Source organism: Clostridioides sp. ZZV14-6153, assembly GCF_020657855.1.
Lineage (GTDB): Bacteria > Bacillota > Clostridia > Peptostreptococcales > Peptostreptococcaceae > Clostridioides.
The window spans coordinates 20589-39494 of the sequence record NZ_JAGWCZ010000008.1 but is presented as its reverse complement, the minus strand read 5'-3'; the positions used below and the strand labels follow the sequence as shown (position 1 = coordinate 39494).

Genomic DNA, 18906 nt, shown 5'->3' with positions numbered 1-18906 from the left:
CATGTTAAACAACCAGTTATGTTATACCTGTTGAAAGATATTTAATAAGTAGTTATTATAATATTATGAAATCTTACTTGTAAAATATAAAATTAACTAAGGGGATGATGTTTTGGCTGGAAATCTAAATAATATGAGAGCAGTAAATAATTTTAGAGGAGATAATAACATTTTAGAATGTTTAGTCAGCTTTGAGGGTCGTTCAATAAGTCAGAGGAAAGCAAGGGTATTTTTTAAGGAAATGAAGAATCAAATAGAAATTGACTTCGCAGAAGAAGAAATTTCTAAACTTGTTGAAAATGTTGTTTTAAATACATCATATCAAGAAATGCTATATGATGAAATAGAGAAACAACTAGAAATTGATTGTGTAGGAACTTGGATGATATTATCTAAATTAAAAGATACTAGAGTTCATTGATTTTAAAATAAATTATTAGAGCCTAATTTTAAGGCTCTTTTTTAATGTTTTTAATTAAGATATAAACTTATTTTAATCTAAATATATGATAATTATAACATATATTTAAAATCTAACTATTTAATTTTATATGTATTCTATTGTATAATATAAATTAGATTAATAAAATAGTTCGTCAAAGTAATTTATTTATTTGAAATTATTGTTTAAGTTTATAAATTTTGTATAAAATAAAATTATGTTATTAATTTTTAGCAATAAAATTTTTACTAGGAGAGGTATATGAGAAGAAATAGTATCAATATAGCAGTAACAGCAGCTGTTACATCAATTTATGCAGTTTTAACTTTATCATTGGGATTTATAAGTTATGGACCAATACAATTTAGGATAGCAGAGATTATGATGCTTCTAGCATTTTTAGATAAGGGATATATAGTAGGTCTTACATTGGGTTGTTTTTTAGCAAATGTAATAGGTCCATATGGTGTACCTGATATAATTTTTGGAACATTTGCCACATTTGTAAGTGCAAGTTTAGTCTATATTACTAGTAAGTTAGGAGGTCAAAATAAGAGCACATTAATTATAGCTTCTATATGGCCTACTATCATAAATGCAATTGTAGTTGGACTAATGCTAAATATATTTTTTGGACTTCCTCTAATATTATCGATGATACAAGTAGGTTTTGGAGAATTTGTAGTAGTAACATTGGTAGGAGTACCATTCTTTTGTTTTTTAATGAAAAAATATAGAAATATCATTGACATTAAGTTTTAGAGTGAAGAGTGTTATTTTGTAGATTAAAAATTAGTGTAGATTAAGAATAGTATTATTATAAGGGGGATTTTATTTGTCAAAGATGAAGAGATTAACTGATGTTTGGGCATATATTAATGATAGACAAAAGTTTACAATCAAAGAGTTGTCAGAGAAGTTTAATCTTTCAACTAAAACTATTCAACGATATTTAATAGAATTAAATAAAATGGGACTTCCAATTCAAGCAGAAAAAGGTAGAAATGGAGGTTATAGAGTATTAAACAATAGCTATATACCTCCTGTTATATTTACAGAAAAAGAAGTTATGTCTATAGTTTTTGCATTTAAGTCACTACAAGTTTACAATTTTTCACACATAAAAAAAGAAATTGATTCTATAATTAAAAAAATAAATTATAATCGTGAAAGTAGTGCAAAAATAGGTATAAATAACATTGAAAAATATATTGAGTTTATAGCTAATTATAGAAATATTGATATTAATACTGTAACTAAATTTTTCAAGGCTTCATCAAACTCTTGTGTTTTGAATATTCAATATAAATCTGGAAATCAATTGCTAGAGAAAAAAATATGCCCAATAGGTATATTTTTAAATGAAGGGTTTTGGTTTTCACCAGTGTATGACTATGAAAGTGATAGTATCACAATAATTCGTATAGATAAAGTACTAGAAATTAAAAAAGTAGGAGAATGCAAAAAGGCATGTATGAGTTTGAAAAAATGGCTAGATACAGTATATAGTAAGTTAAATGAAGAGATGGCAATTACTAATAAAACTAGTGAAATTGTTCACTTACATATATCACTCACAAAAGAAGGTATTTCTAAAATAACTAGAAGTTTTTTAGATTTGGATATAGAATTAAATGAAAATGGAAGTGGAACAATTAGTAAACTTATAAAGTATGAAGAAATAGATTGGTGGATATCTACATTATTTTCAATAGGAAAAGATGCTAAAGTTGTAGAACCAAAATTTATGAATAAATTACTTTATGATAAGGCTAAAGAGTTAAAATATTTTTATGAAGAAAATATGATATAATATTTAAAAATGTTAAAATTAAATAATTATTAAGGAGATACATATTATAATGGAAAATGTTAATAAGAATGCTAAGATAATTGGTGTTGGAGTTGAAGGTATTAGTATAATAGATGAAATAGAAGAAAAAGTAAAAATAAATATGGATATAGAAAGAATTACTATGAATCAAGAGGTTGAAAAAGAATATGTTAGAAGTCTTTTAGATGGAGTTGATATATTATTTTTAGCATATTCAACTGAAGATAAACAAAGTCGAGAAGTTATAAAAGCTATTTCATATATGTCTAATGAAAGACGAATTTTATCTATAGGTATAAATTCTTCAGAAGAAGAAAATAAAGATGACTTAGGAATTAATAGAGAATTTAAAGTCAATGAAAATAGTATTTTGAAATTTGTTGACTTGATGAATGTTATGATAGAGTCTATTTCAGATTCTTGTATGATAAATATAGATATAACTGATTTAAAAGAAGCTATTATAAGTGATAAAGGGATTAAGTATTCTCTTGAAGAATTTGAAGATTCAAAACAGCACAGTGAAATAGTAGATATTTTATTTGAAAAGATGGAACATTTTGGTGAAGAATTTATTGGGAAAAAAGGTATAGTTTTTGTTGAAGGAAATAATAAATTTTCACTAGTTGAATTAAATGATTTGATGAACAATATTCAAAATAAGGCAGAAGAAGGCTATGAAATGATATTTTCGCTATACTTAAAAGAAAATTTAGATGGAAAGATTAAAGTGGGAATGTTATATAATTAATGTATTTTAGATATTAAGGAGAAGTATATGTCTGAAAATATAAATGTTACAGAGTATTGGTTAATGGAAGAATTTTTTTATCAAGAGACAGACACACCACAAGTTTTTAAAGAAGAAAGCATAATTGCATTAGGATTTGATATAAAAATAAATTTAAAAAAAGTACTTAATATGGGAAAAAAATCCGAAAAATACATTAATGAGAACTGTAATGACAAAGATTTTATAAAAAAATTTATGTCAGTTAAAAAAGGAGATTATTTTCTATATAGGGCATATCAAAATGTAGAAGGAAAAATTAAGTATAGTGTCCTTATTGGCATTGTTGAAGAAAGTTTTGAAAATGGTTATGAATTAAGTCATATTTTGGGTCATACATTACCTATAAAATGGATGTACACATTTGATACAGTTTTAAATTGTAAAATATATACTAGTGAGTTTTATAAATTAAATAATGAAGATATAAATACATATTTAGACATTATTAAATTACAAGATAATAAATCATTAAAAAAAAGAATAGAAGAAAGTGACAATAATAAATGGTACCTAAAAAACTATTATTATATAGATGTAGATAAGTGCGTAGAGAATGAAGAACTGTTTATTCAACCTACTAGTTTAGAACAATTAGAAAACTTGAAAAATATAAATACAGATGATTATATTCTAGTATATAATAGCGAAAAAGTAATTTACGAAAATGACCATACAATGAAAAGCTTATTTGGTGTTTGTCAAGTTAAAGAAGGTTTTGATAAAGATAAAATAACTACTTCAGAAGGTGGATGTTTTTTACCTGTAGAATGGATAGAAAATGAAAAAGAGAATATTGATGGAAATGCATGGGTTATCTTTGAAAATAATAATTTAGTTGAAAAGTATATAAAAAGATATACTAATAAAATTCCGTTAAATACCATACTCTATGGTCCACCAGGGACTGGTAAAACATATAACGCAAAACAAATAGCTTATAATTTAATAAATGAAACTAGTTTAAAAAATAATGATTGTACAAGTTATGTAGATTATAAAAATAATGCAGAATTTTGTACTTTTCATCAATCATATGGATATGAAGAATTTATAGAAGGTCTCAAGTCTGATGGTGAAGGTAATTTTAAGCCAGAAGATGGTATATTGAAGGACATATTTATAGAAGCATGTTATGATGGGTTGAAACTTGAAAAGAAGTTAAATTTTGAGCTAGAAAAAGATACTTTAACTATAGAAGATATAAAGGCAAGAAAAAAGATGTTGGTGCTTGATAATATAGAAGATGTTGAGAACTTTAATTTTGAAGAATCAGAAAGATATGTTTTAATAATAGATGAAATCAATAGAGGGAATATCTCTAAAATATTTGGCGAATTAATAACATTATTAGAAGATGATAAAAGACTTACTAAATCAAATCAAACTATTGTCAAACTACCATATTCAAAAGAAAAATTTTCTCTACCTCCAAATTTATATATAATTGGTACTATGAATACATCAGATAAATCCATAGCTCTTTTAGATATAGCTTTGAGAAGAAGATTTGATTTTGAAGAAATTATGCCAGACTATGAGTTACTGTCTGTTGTAGATGGAATAGATGTTAAAAATATGCTGTATACAATCAATAAGAGAATAGAGTTTTTATATGATAGAGACCATGTTATTGGACAGGCTTACTTACTAAATGTAGAAAATATTGATGATATAGTAGTCGTATTTAGAAAAAAAATAATACCACTTCTTCAAGAATATTTCTATTATGACTCAGAAAAAGTAGGACTTATTTTAGGTGGTATAGGTAAAAATGAAAAGGATAAATATATTGTTTATAAGGAAGAAATCACAGCATCTAAATTATTTAAAAATAATAATTCATCAATAATGGAAAGTAAAGTTAATTATTATATAAAACGAAATATATCTATTGAGGAGTTAAAAAATATATATGAGTAAAAATATATATGTAAAGGAAACTTATGAATGGATAAAAGTAGGTAATGGTGAAAATGAGCTCACAGAAACTGAATATGAAAAATTACTTAAATATTTGGATACTAATAATGATGTATTAAAGAGTAATATAATAGATATCAGATATAAAAAACTGAGATTCATAAATTATGTAGGAGTTATATGTTTTGAAAATGTAATATTGGAGATACTTCCAAAGCTGTCATTAAGTAATAATACTGTAAAAGATAGAGAAATGCTATTACAAATGCTTTCTACATGTAATAAGATTCCAATTATAATAAACGAAAATATAAAATCAAGTTTAAAAAATTATAATCTCATGAATTTTTTTGTTCTGTATTTTATTGAAAGTATGCAAATGCAAATTAAGAGAGGGATTTATTTTGAATATATAAATAAGATAGATAATTCAAATGTTGTAAAAGGTAAGATATTAATAAGTAAATATGCAAGAGAAAAAAATATATCTCCAATGAAAATAAAATGTGAATATGATGAGTATAGCGAAAATAATTTTTTGAATCAAGTTTTAAAAAAGGCATGTATATCTATTTTATGTAGAATAGATGATAATTTAATTCAAAATAAGATAAAAAAAATTTTGAGTTATTTTTATAATGTAGATTTAGCTTATATAAATAGAGAAGAACTATTAGATTACAAATTTTATAAAAATAATGATAGATTTAAAGATTGTTACTCATTGGCCAAACTTATACTTTTAAATTTATCGATGGATAACAGCGAAAATAATCAAGATGCATTTTCTATATTATTTGAAATAAACATTTTATATGAAGAATATATAGGAAACTTAATAAAAAGTATATGGAATAATGAATTTAGAGAAACTTATATACAAGATAAAAGTAAGTTCCTTTTAAAAAATGAACAAACAGGAAAGAAAACTTTTAATTTAAGGCCCGATATAGTTTTATATGATTCAAAATATGAATCCGAAATCATAATTGATACAAAATGGAAAGCTATTGAAGTGGATTCAAATATTTTCTATAGGTCAAGTGATATATATCAGATGTATGCATATATAACATCTTATGAAAATGCAAAAAGATGTATATTATTATATCCTTGTATCAAAAAAGATAAAAATTACAGCTCATGGAGATTGTTGGAGTCATTTAAAGGTAAATTTATAGAAGCAAAAACTGTAAGATTGGATGATATAAAAAATACCATATCTGATTTAAAAAAAATAATTTTTAATTATAAATTTTAAAAATAAGAATTATAAAAATAATAAAAATACATTGTATAAAGTAATAAATAATTTTATAGCATGAAAGAACTATATAAAAGTAATAAATGAAAAGTTTTGGAAATTATTTTCTATATTAAATATGGCACTGTAATTGCTTATTTAATATAGAATGCTTGCAAAATAAAGAAAGTATACCTGTTAAATTAAAATTTAAGTAGGTATACTTTTTATTAAGCTTCATTTGAAAATTAAAATATTATTGTAAAATTATAACTAAGCTTTTCTGTTATGATATAATTAAATAGATAATTTGAATGATGATTATATATAATATTTATTTGGAGTTGATATTTTATGGATAAACACAGTGATTCAGTAATGTATGGTGGAATGGAAGTATACAATATTTGGGGAACAACAACAGTAGACTCTATAATTGGAGAATCTGATGTAATGCTTGCTCTTAAGAATAGAATTTGTAAAATTGGAAATAGTGATTCTACTGTAGCGATAACTGGAGAAAGTGGCACTGGAAAAGAGTTAATAGCAAGAGCCATTCATCTCGCAGGAAACAGAGGGAATAAAACATTCGTTGCTATAAACTGTGCTGCTATACCAGAACCCTTGCTAGAAAGTGAACTTTTTGGGTATACAAAAGGAGCTTTTAGTGGGGCAGATTCAAAAGGTAAAATTGGTAAATTTGAATTAGCTAATGGAGGAGTTGTATTTCTAGATGAGATAGGGGATATGCCAATTCAATTACAATCAAAGCTTTTGAGAGTGTTACAGGAAAAGAAGTTTACAAGAATAGGTTCAAATGAATTAATGGATATAGATGTTAGAATTATATCAGCTACTAATAGAGATTTATTTGAGTTGGTTAAAGAAAATAAATTTAGAGAAGACTTATATTATAGATTAAATGTAATACCTCTAGAAGTGCCTCCTCTTAGAGAAAGGGGAGATGATATACAAATATTAATAAATAATTTTATAGATAAATATTCAAGGAAAATGAAGAAAAATGTATACCATATAGAGCCAGATGTAGAACATATGCTACTTAAATATCCGTGGCCAGGAAATATAAGAGAATTAGAAAACACTATAGAATTAGCTTTAAATCTTCTTGAGGAAGATGGGATAATACATAAGGGTATAATAAATAGAAAGATACTTGAATATTTTAAGTTAAACAAAATAAATATAAAGTTGCTTGAGGAAAGTGACTATGAGATAAATATGGAACAAGATATACTTACCCTTGAAGAATTTGAGAGAGCATATATAAAAAAGGTATTAAAGTTTTATGGAAATGATACTAAATCTAAAAAGTTAGCTGCTAAAAAACTTGGAATATCGCTAGCAACATTGTATAGAAAGATAGATGTATAGTAATTATGCTTTTAATTCTCAATTCTAAAATTTGAAATTATAAAATTGATAAAAATCACTTGAAAAACTATTTTCCAAGTGATTTTTTTGTAATAAGATTTTATTATCCAAAAATAAAAAAAATTTAAAAGAATTTAAAAAAAGAAATGGTTTATCAAATTATCAAATACTAACAAATATAATAAAAATTATATATGTAAAACAATTTTGTTAAAATATTGGCATTATAATTGCTTCATATTAAATTAAGATGGCAAAATAAAAAAAGAAAGGATGTTGTGTGAGATAATAATAACTGTCATTAAAAAATAGTTGGGAGTGATAACCTTGAGTAAATATCAAAAAAGTGTTTCTATGTTTGATATTGATGGAAGGCCACAAATTTTAAAGTGTTTACCACTATCAATGCAACATATACTAGCGATGATAGTTGGAACTGTTACAGTACCTATAGTTGTTGGAGGAGCTGTGGGTGCTAGTGCTACACAAATAACACTTTTAGTGCAATATGCATTAATAATAGCTGGAATATCAACACTTATACAACTATATCCAATAGGAAATATTGGTTCAAGATTGCCTATAATTTTTGGAGTCGGCTTTACTTATGTGCCAACACTCGTAGCAGTCGGAGGAAGTTACGGACTAGCGAGCATCTTGGGTGCACAATTAATAGGGGGAGTAGCTACAGTATTAATAGGAATATTTATAAAAAAGATAAGAAAATTTTTTCCTAATATAGTTTCAGGAACAGTAGTTTTTACAATTGGATTATCTTTATATCCTATAGCAATAAATTATATGGCAGGTGGTGTAAATAGTCCTACTTATGGCTCTATGCAAAATTGGGCAGTAGCAGCTATAACACTAGTGGTAGTTATAGGTCTTAGCCAATTTGCAAAAGGGTATGCAAAATTGGCAGCAATATTTTTGGGAATTATAGTTGGATATTGTGTATCTTTAGTTTTGGGCATAATAAATTTTGACCCTATTAGAGAGGCAGCTTGGTTTGCTATACCTAAGCCACTTGAATTCGGATTGGAATTTGATATACCAGTAGTAATCTCTGTAGTAATTGTAAGTATAATCAATGCTGTTCAAGCAATTGGAGATTTGTCAGCTACTACAATGGGAGGTATGGATAGAAATATAACAGATAAAGAATTGTCAAGTGGAGTAATAGGAAGTGGAATTTGCACTATGATAGGCGCTTTGTTTGGAGGTTTACCACCATCATCATATAGTCAAAATGTAGGTATGGTAGCTATGAACAAAGTAATAAGTAGATTTGTGCTTGGAATAGCTGGTATATTTATGTTATTATCGGGGTTTGTACCTAAGTTTGGTGCATTGATGACAACTATACCATACTCTGTTTTAGGAGGAGCTACAATATCTATATTCAGTATGATAACAATGACAGGTATAAAGTTAATTATTACAGAAGAATTGTCATCAAGGAATATTACTATTGTAGGTTTAGCAATAGCTTTAGGTATGGGAATAACATCAGTTCCAGCAGCACAGGAAGCATTTCCTCCATTTATAAAATTATTATTTGGAGAATCTCCAATAGTAATTGCGACATTGGTTGCATTTGTTTTAAATCTAATAATACCAAATAAAAGTCTAGAAGATGAAGCTAAAGAAAGAGCTGTTATGGAAAAGGCTAATTAAAAAATGATAATTTAAAGGGGTTGTTTAAATTATCTTATTATGAGATTGTTAGATTACTTCAGATAGCTATTCATTTTAATAAGAAATTTAATAAAGAGTATACATCAGACATTTAATGTTTAGTCAAAAAGAAAATCGGGGAGGGTATATTTGCACATTTGTTAATTTTTTATAAAAATAGCTCAGTTTAGCTGTGGTTATCGGTTGAGCAATAAATTCATGGTCATAAAAATATTTATAGAAAATAATTATAAAATATTTAGTCAAGATATTTATGTATGGGAGGATTTATTTTATGAAAACACGTAATACTTCAAAATATGATGTGGATGGGATACCACCACTAAAGGAATCGGTACCTTTAGCTTTACAACATTTGTTAGCAATGATAGTAGGAAATATGGTGCCTGCAATATTAATAGCAAACGTGGTAGGACTTAACCAGGGGCAAGCGACGATGTTGATTCAAGGTTCTATGTTAGCAGCAGGTTTGGCAACGTTTTTACAATTATATCCAATACCTTTATTCAAAGGATTTAAATTAGGTTCAAGATTACCTGTAATGATGGGAATGAGTTATGTATTTTTAGGAGCTTGTCTTTCTGTAGCAGCTAAAGATGGCTTAGCAGCTTTATTTGGAGCACAAATTGCTGCTGGGGTAATCGTATTCTTTGTAGGCTTTGCAGTTAAGAAAATTAGACATATATTCACTTCTATAGTTTCTGGAACTATAATAGCATGTATGGGACTTGGATTATTTGCAACAGCTATAAAGAATTTAGCAGGAGGAGAAGGTGCACAAACGTTTGGAAGTCCAATAAATTTTATAGTAGGAGTTATAGTTGCTTTTGTAATAATAATGATAAATAAGTATGGTAAAGGCTTAGTTAAAAACTCTTCAATATTAATTGGGATATTAGTAGGATATGCTATATCTTTAGCTTTAGGATTAGTTGATTTTTCTGCAGTTAAAGGTGCAGCTATAGTATCTTTGCCAACACCAGCGGCTTTTGGATTGGAATTTAGACCAGAGTTAATAGTAATGTTTACTATTATTTACATAATAGGTATAGCTGATATGATGGGTGCGTGTACAATAGCAACAATAGGTGCAATGGACAGAGAGGTAACTGATGAAGAGTTATCATCAGTTGTTTTAGGAAACTCTGTAACTTCTATAATTTCATCACTATTTGCAGCTCTTCCAACTGGAGTATTCAGCCAAAACACAGTAATTGTATCTATGAATAAAGTTACAAGTAGATTCGTAATAGCATTAGGAGCACTTGTATTATTACTAGCAGGAATATCTCCAGCACTAGGAGCAATAATGACAACTATACCATCTTGTGTTGTTGGTGGAGCAACTTTAGTAGTATTTTCATCAATAGCGATGTCTGGTTTCTCTATTATGAGTATGGATGGTTTTACTGAAGAAAACAATCTTATAGCAGGAGTATCTATAGCAACAAGCATGGGTCTTACAACTGCTCCACAAGTTTTAGACCAATTTCCAGCGACAATTGGAACTGTTCTAGGAGGCTCAAGTATAGTTTCTGGAGCAATAATAGCTATATTACTTCAAACACTATTTAAACTAAAAGGAAGTAAGAAATCTGAAAACGTTACTTCAAATCTTGAGGAAAATATTGGATAAATGTATTAGATATGATATGAGAAAGCTATGTGATAAAATGTTGTAATGAAAGTATTAAAAGGGGGATTTAAGATGATTGATATACTAATAAAGAATGCAATAGTTGTTACAGTTAATAAAAATAGAGAAGTTATATTTGATGGAGCAATAGCTATTCAAGGTGACAGAATCTTAGATATAGGAAATACAGCTGATGTTGAGGTGAAGTATTCTGACGTTAAAAAAGTTATAGATGCTAAAGGAAAAGTGATATTCCCTGGATTTATAAACACTCATAATCATTTATTCCAAGTATTATTAAAAGGTCTAGGAGACGACATGGCACTTCATGAATGGTTAAACACAATGATGTTTCCATCAGCAAAATTCTTAACAGAACAAGATACTTATGATGCTGCAATGCTTGGATGTATGGAAGGTTTAAAAAGTGGTATAACTACAATGGTTGATTATATGCATACACATAATAGACCAGGACTTACAGATGGAATAGTAAAAGCATATAAAGACTTAGGTATAAGAGGAGTAGTGGGTAGAGGCTGTATAGATTTAGGTATTCACAAAGAGCTTATAGAAGATGTGGAAACGGTTGAAAAAGATTTGAGAAGAGTATTTGAAAAATATCACAATTCAGAAAATGGAAGAATAAAAATTTGTGTAGCACCTTCTTCAATGTGGGCTATATCTGAAGAAATGGGTAAAATGCTTTGGAATATAGTCAAAGAGTATGATTCATACTTCACGGTTCATATTTCTGAAACTGAATTTGCAAGAACAGCAACAAAAGATATACATGGGGAAATAGATATAAAATTACTTGAAAAATGGGGAATAGTAGGCCCAGAAGTTGTAGCAGTGCATTGTGTATGTATAACTGATGAGGACATGGAAATGCTTAAAAAGTACGATATAAAAGTTTCTCATAACGTTGCAAGTAATATGTATCTTGCTTCTGGAGTTGCACCTGTTCCAGAAATGTTAAAGAAAGGGATAAATGTAAGCTTAGGTCTTGATGGTGCAGCAAGTAACAATGCACAAGATATGGTAGAGCTTATGAAATTAACAGCTTTGCAACATAAAGTAAACAACTGCGACCCTCTTGCAATTTCTGCAGAAAAAGTTCTTGAAATGGCTACAATTGAGGGGGCAAGAACTCTTAGAATGGAAGATGAAATAGGTTCTTTAGAGGTAGGAAAAAAAGCTGATTTAGTAATATTTAACTCAATGCTTTCTCCAAAATCAATACCTCTTCACAATCCTGTATCAACTTTGGTATACTCAGCTAGTATGCACAATGTAGAAAGTGTTTTAGTTGATGGAAATATAATACTTGAAAATGGTAGAGTAACTACAATTGAAAGTGAAGAACAAGTCTTATTGAATGCTCAGCATGCAGCAGAAGAATTATGTAAAAGAGCTAATGTAACTAATAGAATGGAAGGACATAAGTGGAATAGCTTATACTAATATGAAAATAAGCTTGTAATAATATTCTATTACAACATTAGTTTATCTGTAGGAGGAGAAAATGGAAAAAATAAAATTAAATATTAATGATTACATGTATGAAGTAGAAGTTGAAAAGAATGAAACTCTTTTGCATGTACTTCGTGAAAAATTAAATCTAACTGGAGCGAAACAAGGTTGTAATAGTGGCAGTTGTGGAGCATGTAAAGTTTTGATAGATGGAGTAGATATAAAATCTTGTAAACTTCTTGCAAGGAACTGTGAAGATAAAGTTATATACACTATAGAAAGTTTTGCTAATGGAGAAAATCTTCATCCGATACAAGAAGCTTTTATAGAAGTTGGAGCTGTACAATGTGGATATTGTACTCCTGGCATGATTATAACTACACAAGCTCTTTTAAATAGAAATTCATCTCCTAGTGAAGATGAAATTAGAGAGGCTTTTAAAGAAAATCTCTGTAGATGCACAGGATATATAAAAATTATAGAAGCTGTAAAATTATCTGCAGCTAGATTAGGAGGTAGATAGTTATGGAAAAAATCATAGGAAAATCATACCCTCTAAAAGATGCAGCTTTAAAAGTTACTGGTCAAATGAAGTATGTAGCGGACATGAAACCGCAAAATGCACTTCATGCTAAAATGCTTTTAAGTCCTGTAGCACATGCAAAAATAAAAAGTATAGATACAAGTGAAGCTGAGAAAATCGTTGGAGTTAGAGCCATAGCTACTCATCTTAATACATCACAGAGAAAATATAATGGCTCTTTACGATTTTATGAACATAATATACCTGAAAATGAAGTTATTTTTTCAGATACAGTTAGATTTGTAGGTGACCGTGTAGCAGCAGTTGCAGCAGAGACACCAGAAATAGCAGAAAAAGCTGTAAAACTTATAAAAGTGGAATATGAAGAATTACCAGCTGTATTTACTATACAAGATGCAATAAAAGAAGATGCTATATGTATACATGGAGATTCAAACATGGTTTCTCAAAATAATATAAATGGTGGAGATGTAGAAAAAGGTTTTAAAGAATGTGACTACATCTTTGAAGACGAATACTCTACTCCTGCTATACATCATAGTGCAATAGAAACTCACAGTGTAATTGCACACTATGATTATAATGATAAATTAATTATACATACACCTTGCCAAAACACATTTGGTTTCAGAATAATATTATCTCAAATTTTTGGGATGTCATTAAATAAGATAAGAGTTATAAGACCTGCTATTGGAGGTTCATTTGGTGGAAAACTAGAAATGACAATTGAGCCAGTAGCAGCAGCATTGTCAAAAATGACGAGAAGACCAGTTAAAATGGTTCTTACAAGAAAAGAGTCTATGATATCAACAAGAACTCGTCATGGGTCTTTTGTAAAACTAAAAACTGGTGTAAATAAAGATGGAGAAGTAATAGCACAGGAGATAAAAATATATACAAATACAGGTGCATATGCATCAAGTGCTTTAAATGTTATAGGCGCACTTAGCCATAAAGTGTTTAAAGTCTATAAAATACCAAATATAAAATTTACTGGAATACCAGTATATACAAATACACCAATAGCAGGAGCCATGAGAGGTTATGGTTCACCTCAAATATTTATGGCTCAACAAGCTCAATTTGCAAAAATAGCTAAGAAAATAGGTATGGATTTAGTAGATTTTCAAAATAAGAATGCTGTAGAACCAGATGATGTTGATATAATCTTCCACGGTTCTCTTGGAAATCCTAGAGTTCTTGACTGTATTGAACAAGGTAAAAAAATGTTTAAATGGGATGAGAAGAAAGCTCTTCCAAAAGAAGAAGGAAATTATTTAAGGGGTATAGGTATGGCAATAGGTGCACATGGTAATGGAGTTTTTGGTGCACATAGAGATGTTGTCACATTGACTCTTAAATTAAATGAAGATGGCACATTAACACTACTTACAGGAGCACATGATATGGGTAATGGTGTTGTAACTATGCAAACAATGATGGTAGCTGAAGTTTTGGGAATAACTCCTGATAAAGTTGATACTTTTGAAACAGACACTGATGCATGTACATTTAATCTTGGAGATTATGCAAGTAGAGGTGTATTTGTAGAAGGTGGAGGAGCTAAAAAGACAGCAGAAAAATTAAAGACTTTAATACTGGAAGAAGCAGAAAAATTACTTGAAACTTCAAAAGAAGAGTTATATCTAGATAATGGATATGTAATCAGTAAACTTGATGAAAATATTAAAGCATCATTATCTGATGTTGCAGTATATAGTCAAAGTAAGTCTTTGAGAGAATTGACAGTTGTTGAGGATTATTCTTCTCCGGCAGGTCTTACTTCTTATGGTGTACATTTTGTTGAAGTTTTAGTAGATAAAGAAACTAAAGATGTAAAAGTAGTCGATTTTGTAGCCGTACATGATGTTGGTAGAGTTATAAATCCTCTAAATTTAGAAGGTCAATTAGAAGGCGGAATTCATATGGGGTTAGGTTATGCGTTAAGTGAAGAGTTAGCCTTTGATGAGCAAGGAAGACCTAAAGTTACTGATTTTAAAAATTATAAATTATTTAGAACTGTCGATATGCCAAAGTGTCAAGTTGCATTTGTAAATAGTTATGAAAAAGCTGGACCATTTGGTGGTAAGAGTATTGGTGAATGTGCTGTTGTACCAGTTGCACCTGCTGTGGCAAATGCAGTATATGATGCAACTAATGTAGAGATACATTCATTGCCAATAAAATTAAAATAATAAAGCTTAAAATAAAAATTCAAATTTAAAATGAAACTTTATTAAAATTATAGAAAGCAATAAAAATAGATTTATTTGATGAGGAGATATTGTTATGGCAAAGATATTAGGTATTTGTGGAAGTCCACGTAAAGGAGCAACAGAATATGCAGTATTAGAAGCTTTGAAAGAAGCTGAAACTATACCTGGTATAGAGACTGAGTACTGGTCAGTTAGAGGGAAAAAAATAAGTCCTTGTGTACATTGTGATGCATGTATAAGAAAAGAAACTATGTGTATCATAAAAGATGACATACAAGAATTAGAGCAAAAAATATTAGAAGCGGATGGAATTATAGTGGGTTCTCCAGTATATGATATGAATATAACTGCTCAACTTACAGCAGTATTTAATAGACTTCGTCCTATGTATTTAGTTCATCCAGGAAAGCTTCAAAATAAAGTTGGAGCAGCTATAACTACTGGTGGAACTAGATATGGTGGTCAAGAATTAACAAAACTTCCTATAATAAATTTCTTCTTAATGCATGAAATGTTAGTATCTGGAGGGTTAGGTGGATGCTATATAGGCGGTACAATATGGAGTAAAGATGGAAAAGCAAAAGGAGCTCAAGAAGACGAAACAGGTATGGACACAGTAAAAAGACTTGGAAAAGGTGCTGCAGAAGCAGTAATGGTTTCTAAGTTTGGTCTTGAAAAATGGAATGTTGTAAAAGAAGAATTAGATGTTAAAAAAGATGAAAAATCGCCTCTTAGAGACCATTAAGAAGCATTTACTTCTTCAAAAAAAATAAGTTGAATTTTTACTATTGGCTCAATAAAAAATAGTGATGTAATAAAATATTACATCACTATTTTTTGCCTTTTATTAAATGCTTTATAGATTTCTATGTCAAAAAATACATAATGAATACATTTTAAGTATTAATTTTTAAATTTTAAAAATGAGAATTAAAAAGTGAGAAGATAAAAAAGGTTTTTTTATTATCAAATTCTATATACATTAGATAATTCAATAGATAAAGGTAAAAAAAGTTGAAAGTATTGCAAATTCTATGCTAAATAGCTATAGAAAAATATTCGATATATGTTAAGTGTTGGCATGTTAATTGCTAATATATAGAGTATAAAAATTTAACAATAATTTGGAGGTATTTTAGATGCTAAAAGAAATTAAATGGAAAGTAAACAATCTGCCAAAGGGCGATAAGGAAAATTGTATCAAATTTTTAAATGAAGAAGAAATAACTAAGGTTAGAAACTTCCATAAAAGCTTTCCTCAATATAAAGAAACTCCATTAGCAAACCTAGAAGGTTTAGCAAAAAAATTAGGTGTTGCAGGAGTATATGTAAAGGATGAATCTTACAGATTTGGATTAAATGCATTTAAAGTTTTGGGTGGTTCTTACTCTATGGGTAAATACTTAGCTCAAAGATTAGATACAGATATATCAGAGTTAGGATATGAAAAATTAATTTCAAAAGAAATAAAAGAACAATTAGGAGAAATAACTTTCTTTACAGCTACAGATGGAAATCATGGTAGAGGAGTTGCTTGGACAGCTAATAAATTAGGTCAGAAATCTGTTGTATTAATGCCAAAAGGTTCTTCTGAATTTAGATTAAATAAAATCAAGGGAGAAGGTGCAGATGCTAGTATAACAGACCTAAATTATGATGATGCAGTAAGATTAGCTAATGATTATGCAGAAGCTGATGACCATGGTGTAATGGTTCAAGATACAGCATGGGACGGATATGAAGAAATACCAGCATGGATAATGCAAGGATATGGAACTATGGCTCAAGAAGCTATAGAACAATTAAAAGAATATGGAGTAGATAGACCAACACATGTATTTGTGCAAGCAGGAGTTGGTTCACTTGCTGGTGCAGTTCAAGGATATGTTGCTTCAATATATGACGAATGCCCGATAACAGTAGTAGTAGAAGCTGATGAGGCAGATTGTTACTATAAATCAGCAGAAGCAGGAGATGGAAAACCAAGATTTGTAGGTGGAGATATGCCAACTATAATGGCAGGTCTTGCTTGTGGGGAACCAAATACTATAGGATTTGAAGTATTAAAAAATCATGCAGCAGCATTCGTTTCAGCACCAGACTGGGTTTCTGCTAAAGGTATGAGAACATTGGGAAATCCTTTAAATGGTGATGAAAAAGTAATCTCTGGAGAATCTGGAGCAGTTACAACTGGTCTTTTAATAGCAGCTATGGAAAGAGAAGATTTAGCTGACTTAAGAAGAGATTTAAAGTTGGATGAAAATTCAAGAATACTTTTAATAAGTACAGAAGGAGATACTGACCCTGATAAATACAGAAGTATAGTTTGGGATGGAGAGTATCCAAGTATATAGACGATTATTAAAATATTATATTCATCAAATAACAATTTACATATTAAAAAGATATATAAGTTCTAAAATTTAGAAATTATATAAATTATAAAGACTTAAATTAAAATATATATTTATAAAATCTAGGGGGATAACGAAATGCTAAATGAACAAAGAAAACAAGAAGTAACTGAGATATGTCAAAAATTAATCCAAAATCCTAGCTCTTCTGGAAATGAAGAAGGGGTTGTAAAAGCAATAGAAGAATCTTTTGAAAAATTAGGTTTTGATAGCTGGTCAAGAGATAGATATGGAAATATAGTGGGATGCATAAAAGGAAATAGACCAGGTAAAAAGATATTATTTGATGGTCATATAGACACAGTTCCAGTTCCAGATGCAAGTAAATGGAGTGTTCCTCCTTTTGAAGGAAAAATCGTAGATGGAAAGATATATGGTAGAGGAACTTCTGATATGAAAGGTCAGTATACTGCAATGATGTCTGCTGTAGCGTATTTTGCTAAAGACACTAATAAAGATTTTGCTGGAGAACTATATGTAGCAGGAGTTGTTCATGAAGAAATATTTGAAGGAGTTTCAGCTAGAGAAATAAGTAAAGCTGTTAAACCTGATTATGTTGTAATAGGAGAATCTTCAGAATTAAACTTAAAGATTGGTCAAAGAGGTAGAGGAGAAATAGTTGTAGAGACTTTTGGTAAACCAGCTCACTCTGCTAATCCAGAAAAAGGTGTAAATGCAGTTTATAAAATGGCTAATGTAATTCAAAAAATACAACAATTAGTACCTCCAACTCATCCAGTGTTAGGTGATGGAATATTAGTTTTAACAGATATAAAATCTTCTCCATATCCAGGAGCATCAGTAGTGCCAGATTACTGTAAAGCTACTTTTGATAGAAGATTATTGGTTGGAGAAACAAGAGAAGGAGTACTAGCTCCAATACAAGCATTATTAGATGAAATGATGAAAGAAGACTCAGAATTAAATGCAAAAGTTTCTTATGCATCTGAAAAAGCTGACTGTTATACAGGAAATACTATAGAAAGTGAAAGATTCTTCCCAGGTTGGTTATATGATGAAAATGATGAATTTGTTCAAGCAGCATACAAAGGATTAAAAGAAGCTGGAATAGATTCAGAAATAACTCAATACTCATTCTGTACGAACGGAAGCCATTATGCAGGTGAGGCTGGAATAAAAACTATAGGATTTGGTCCTTCTAAAGAAAATCTTGCTCATACAATAGATGAGTACATAGAACAAGAACAATTATTTATAGGAACAGAAGGTTACTATGGAATATTAAAATCTGTATATGGAAAATAATATTTAGTTCACAATAAATTATTTAA

General features: G+C 28.9%; 15 protein-coding genes. All 15 read left to right on the top strand.

Translation table 11 applies throughout. The features are described 5' to 3' along the window. Nucleotides 1-112: 112 nt before the first annotated feature. The 15 genes from KGF46_RS11350 to KGF46_RS11280 all read left to right on the top strand — a co-directional run bounded on the left by KGF46_RS11350 (nucleotide 113) and on the right by KGF46_RS11280 (nucleotide 18880). Entirely contained in the window at nucleotides 113-421 is a 309-nt protein-coding gene (locus tag KGF46_RS11350; RefSeq protein ID WP_227829405.1) for a hypothetical protein, read from the top strand. A gap of 282 nt (nucleotides 422-703) precedes the next feature. Then, on the top strand, nucleotides 704-1204 hold the full coding sequence (locus KGF46_RS11345; protein WP_227829404.1) for a QueT transporter family protein: 501 nt from the start codon (nucleotides 704-706) through the stop codon (nucleotides 1202-1204). 82 nt (nucleotides 1205-1286) lie between these two features. Then, nucleotides 1287-2255 (top strand): WYL domain-containing protein, encoded by a 969-nt coding sequence (locus KGF46_RS11340; protein ID WP_227829439.1) that lies wholly within the window; start codon nucleotides 1287-1289, stop codon nucleotides 2253-2255. Nucleotides 2256-2304: 49 nt separating this feature from the next. Continuing rightward, the gene (locus KGF46_RS11335; protein WP_227829403.1) at nucleotides 2305-3027 is read left to right on the top strand and encodes a cell division protein; all 723 of its coding nucleotides are present in this window, start codon (nucleotides 2305-2307) and stop codon (nucleotides 3025-3027) included. Nucleotides 3028-3054: 27 nt separating this feature from the next. Then, a complete protein-coding gene (locus tag KGF46_RS11330) occupies nucleotides 3055-4989 on the top strand; it encodes an AAA family ATPase (RefSeq protein ID WP_227829402.1) in 1935 nt (644 codons plus the stop codon). Beyond that, nucleotides 4982-6250, top strand: a complete 1269-nt coding sequence (locus tag KGF46_RS11325) for an McrC family protein (protein ID WP_227829401.1) — start codon at nucleotides 4982-4984, stop codon at nucleotides 6248-6250. The genes KGF46_RS11330 and KGF46_RS11325 overlap by 8 nt, the downstream gene beginning before the upstream one ends. 336 nt (nucleotides 6251-6586) lie before the next feature. Further along, entirely contained in the window at nucleotides 6587-7627 is a 1041-nt protein-coding gene (locus KGF46_RS11320; RefSeq protein ID WP_227829400.1) for a sigma-54 interaction domain-containing protein, read from the top strand. 354 nt (nucleotides 7628-7981) lie between these two features. Next, nucleotides 7982-9304 carry a uracil-xanthine permease family protein gene (locus KGF46_RS11315; protein ID WP_413927282.1) on the top strand — a complete coding sequence of 441 codons (1323 nt, stop codon included), beginning with the start codon at nucleotides 7982-7984 and terminating at the stop codon, nucleotides 9302-9304. Between the two features lie 295 nt (nucleotides 9305-9599). Further along, complete coding sequence (locus tag KGF46_RS11310; RefSeq protein WP_227829398.1) at nucleotides 9600-10961, top strand: solute carrier family 23 protein; 1362 nt, start codon at nucleotides 9600-9602, stop codon at nucleotides 10959-10961. Nucleotides 10962-11033: 72 nt separating this feature from the next. Next, nucleotides 11034-12428, top strand: a complete 1395-nt coding sequence (locus tag KGF46_RS11305; protein ID WP_227829397.1) for an amidohydrolase — start codon at nucleotides 11034-11036, stop codon at nucleotides 12426-12428. A gap of 61 nt (nucleotides 12429-12489) precedes the next feature. Beyond that, nucleotides 12490-12960 (top strand): (2Fe-2S)-binding protein, encoded by a 471-nt coding sequence (locus KGF46_RS11300; RefSeq protein WP_227434737.1) that lies wholly within the window; start codon nucleotides 12490-12492, stop codon nucleotides 12958-12960. A 2-nt stretch (nucleotides 12961-12962) separates the two neighbouring features. Beyond that, nucleotides 12963-15179, top strand: a complete 2217-nt coding sequence (locus KGF46_RS11295; RefSeq protein WP_227829396.1) for a molybdopterin cofactor-binding domain-containing protein — start codon at nucleotides 12963-12965, stop codon at nucleotides 15177-15179. Between the two features lie 94 nt (nucleotides 15180-15273). Beyond that, nucleotides 15274-15945: a flavodoxin family protein gene (locus KGF46_RS11290; protein WP_003424384.1), complete on the top strand. Its 672-nt coding sequence runs from the start codon at nucleotides 15274-15276 to the stop codon at nucleotides 15943-15945. Between the two features lie 394 nt (nucleotides 15946-16339). Beyond that, nucleotides 16340-17554 carry a diaminopropionate ammonia-lyase gene (dpaL, locus tag KGF46_RS11285; RefSeq protein ID WP_227829395.1) on the top strand — a complete coding sequence of 405 codons (1215 nt, stop codon included), beginning with the start codon at nucleotides 16340-16342 and terminating at the stop codon, nucleotides 17552-17554. 138 nt (nucleotides 17555-17692) lie between these two features. Continuing rightward, entirely contained in the window at nucleotides 17693-18880 is a 1188-nt protein-coding gene (locus KGF46_RS11280; RefSeq protein WP_227829394.1) for a YgeY family selenium metabolism-linked hydrolase, read from the top strand. The last annotated feature ends 26 nt before the right edge of the window (nucleotides 18881-18906 follow it).

Coding starts and splice junctions, on each gene's coding strand:
- KGF46_RS11345 (WP_227829404.1), top strand. CDS start 704: ATGAGAAGAAATAGTATCAATATAGCAGTAACAGCAGCTGTTACATCA.
- KGF46_RS11340 (WP_227829439.1), top strand. CDS start 1,287: ATGAAGAGATTAACTGATGTTTGGGCATATATTAATGATAGACAAAAG.
- KGF46_RS11335 (WP_227829403.1), top strand. CDS start 2,305: ATGGAAAATGTTAATAAGAATGCTAAGATAATTGGTGTTGGAGTTGAA.
- KGF46_RS11330 (WP_227829402.1), top strand. CDS start 3,055: ATGTCTGAAAATATAAATGTTACAGAGTATTGGTTAATGGAAGAATTT.
- KGF46_RS11325 (WP_227829401.1), top strand. CDS start 4,982: ATGAGTAAAAATATATATGTAAAGGAAACTTATGAATGGATAAAAGTA.
- KGF46_RS11320 (WP_227829400.1), top strand. CDS start 6,587: ATGGATAAACACAGTGATTCAGTAATGTATGGTGGAATGGAAGTATAC.
- KGF46_RS11315 (WP_413927282.1), top strand. CDS start 7,982: ATGTTTGATATTGATGGAAGGCCACAAATTTTAAAGTGTTTACCACTA.
- KGF46_RS11310 (WP_227829398.1), top strand. CDS start 9,600: ATGAAAACACGTAATACTTCAAAATATGATGTGGATGGGATACCACCA.
- KGF46_RS11305 (WP_227829397.1), top strand. CDS start 11,034: ATGATTGATATACTAATAAAGAATGCAATAGTTGTTACAGTTAATAAA.
- KGF46_RS11300 (WP_227434737.1), top strand. CDS start 12,490: ATGGAAAAAATAAAATTAAATATTAATGATTACATGTATGAAGTAGAA.
- KGF46_RS11295 (WP_227829396.1), top strand. CDS start 12,963: ATGGAAAAAATCATAGGAAAATCATACCCTCTAAAAGATGCAGCTTTA.
- KGF46_RS11290 (WP_003424384.1), top strand. CDS start 15,274: ATGGCAAAGATATTAGGTATTTGTGGAAGTCCACGTAAAGGAGCAACA.
- dpaL (WP_227829395.1), top strand. CDS start 16,340: ATGCTAAAAGAAATTAAATGGAAAGTAAACAATCTGCCAAAGGGCGAT.
- KGF46_RS11280 (WP_227829394.1), top strand. CDS start 17,693: ATGCTAAATGAACAAAGAAAACAAGAAGTAACTGAGATATGTCAAAAA.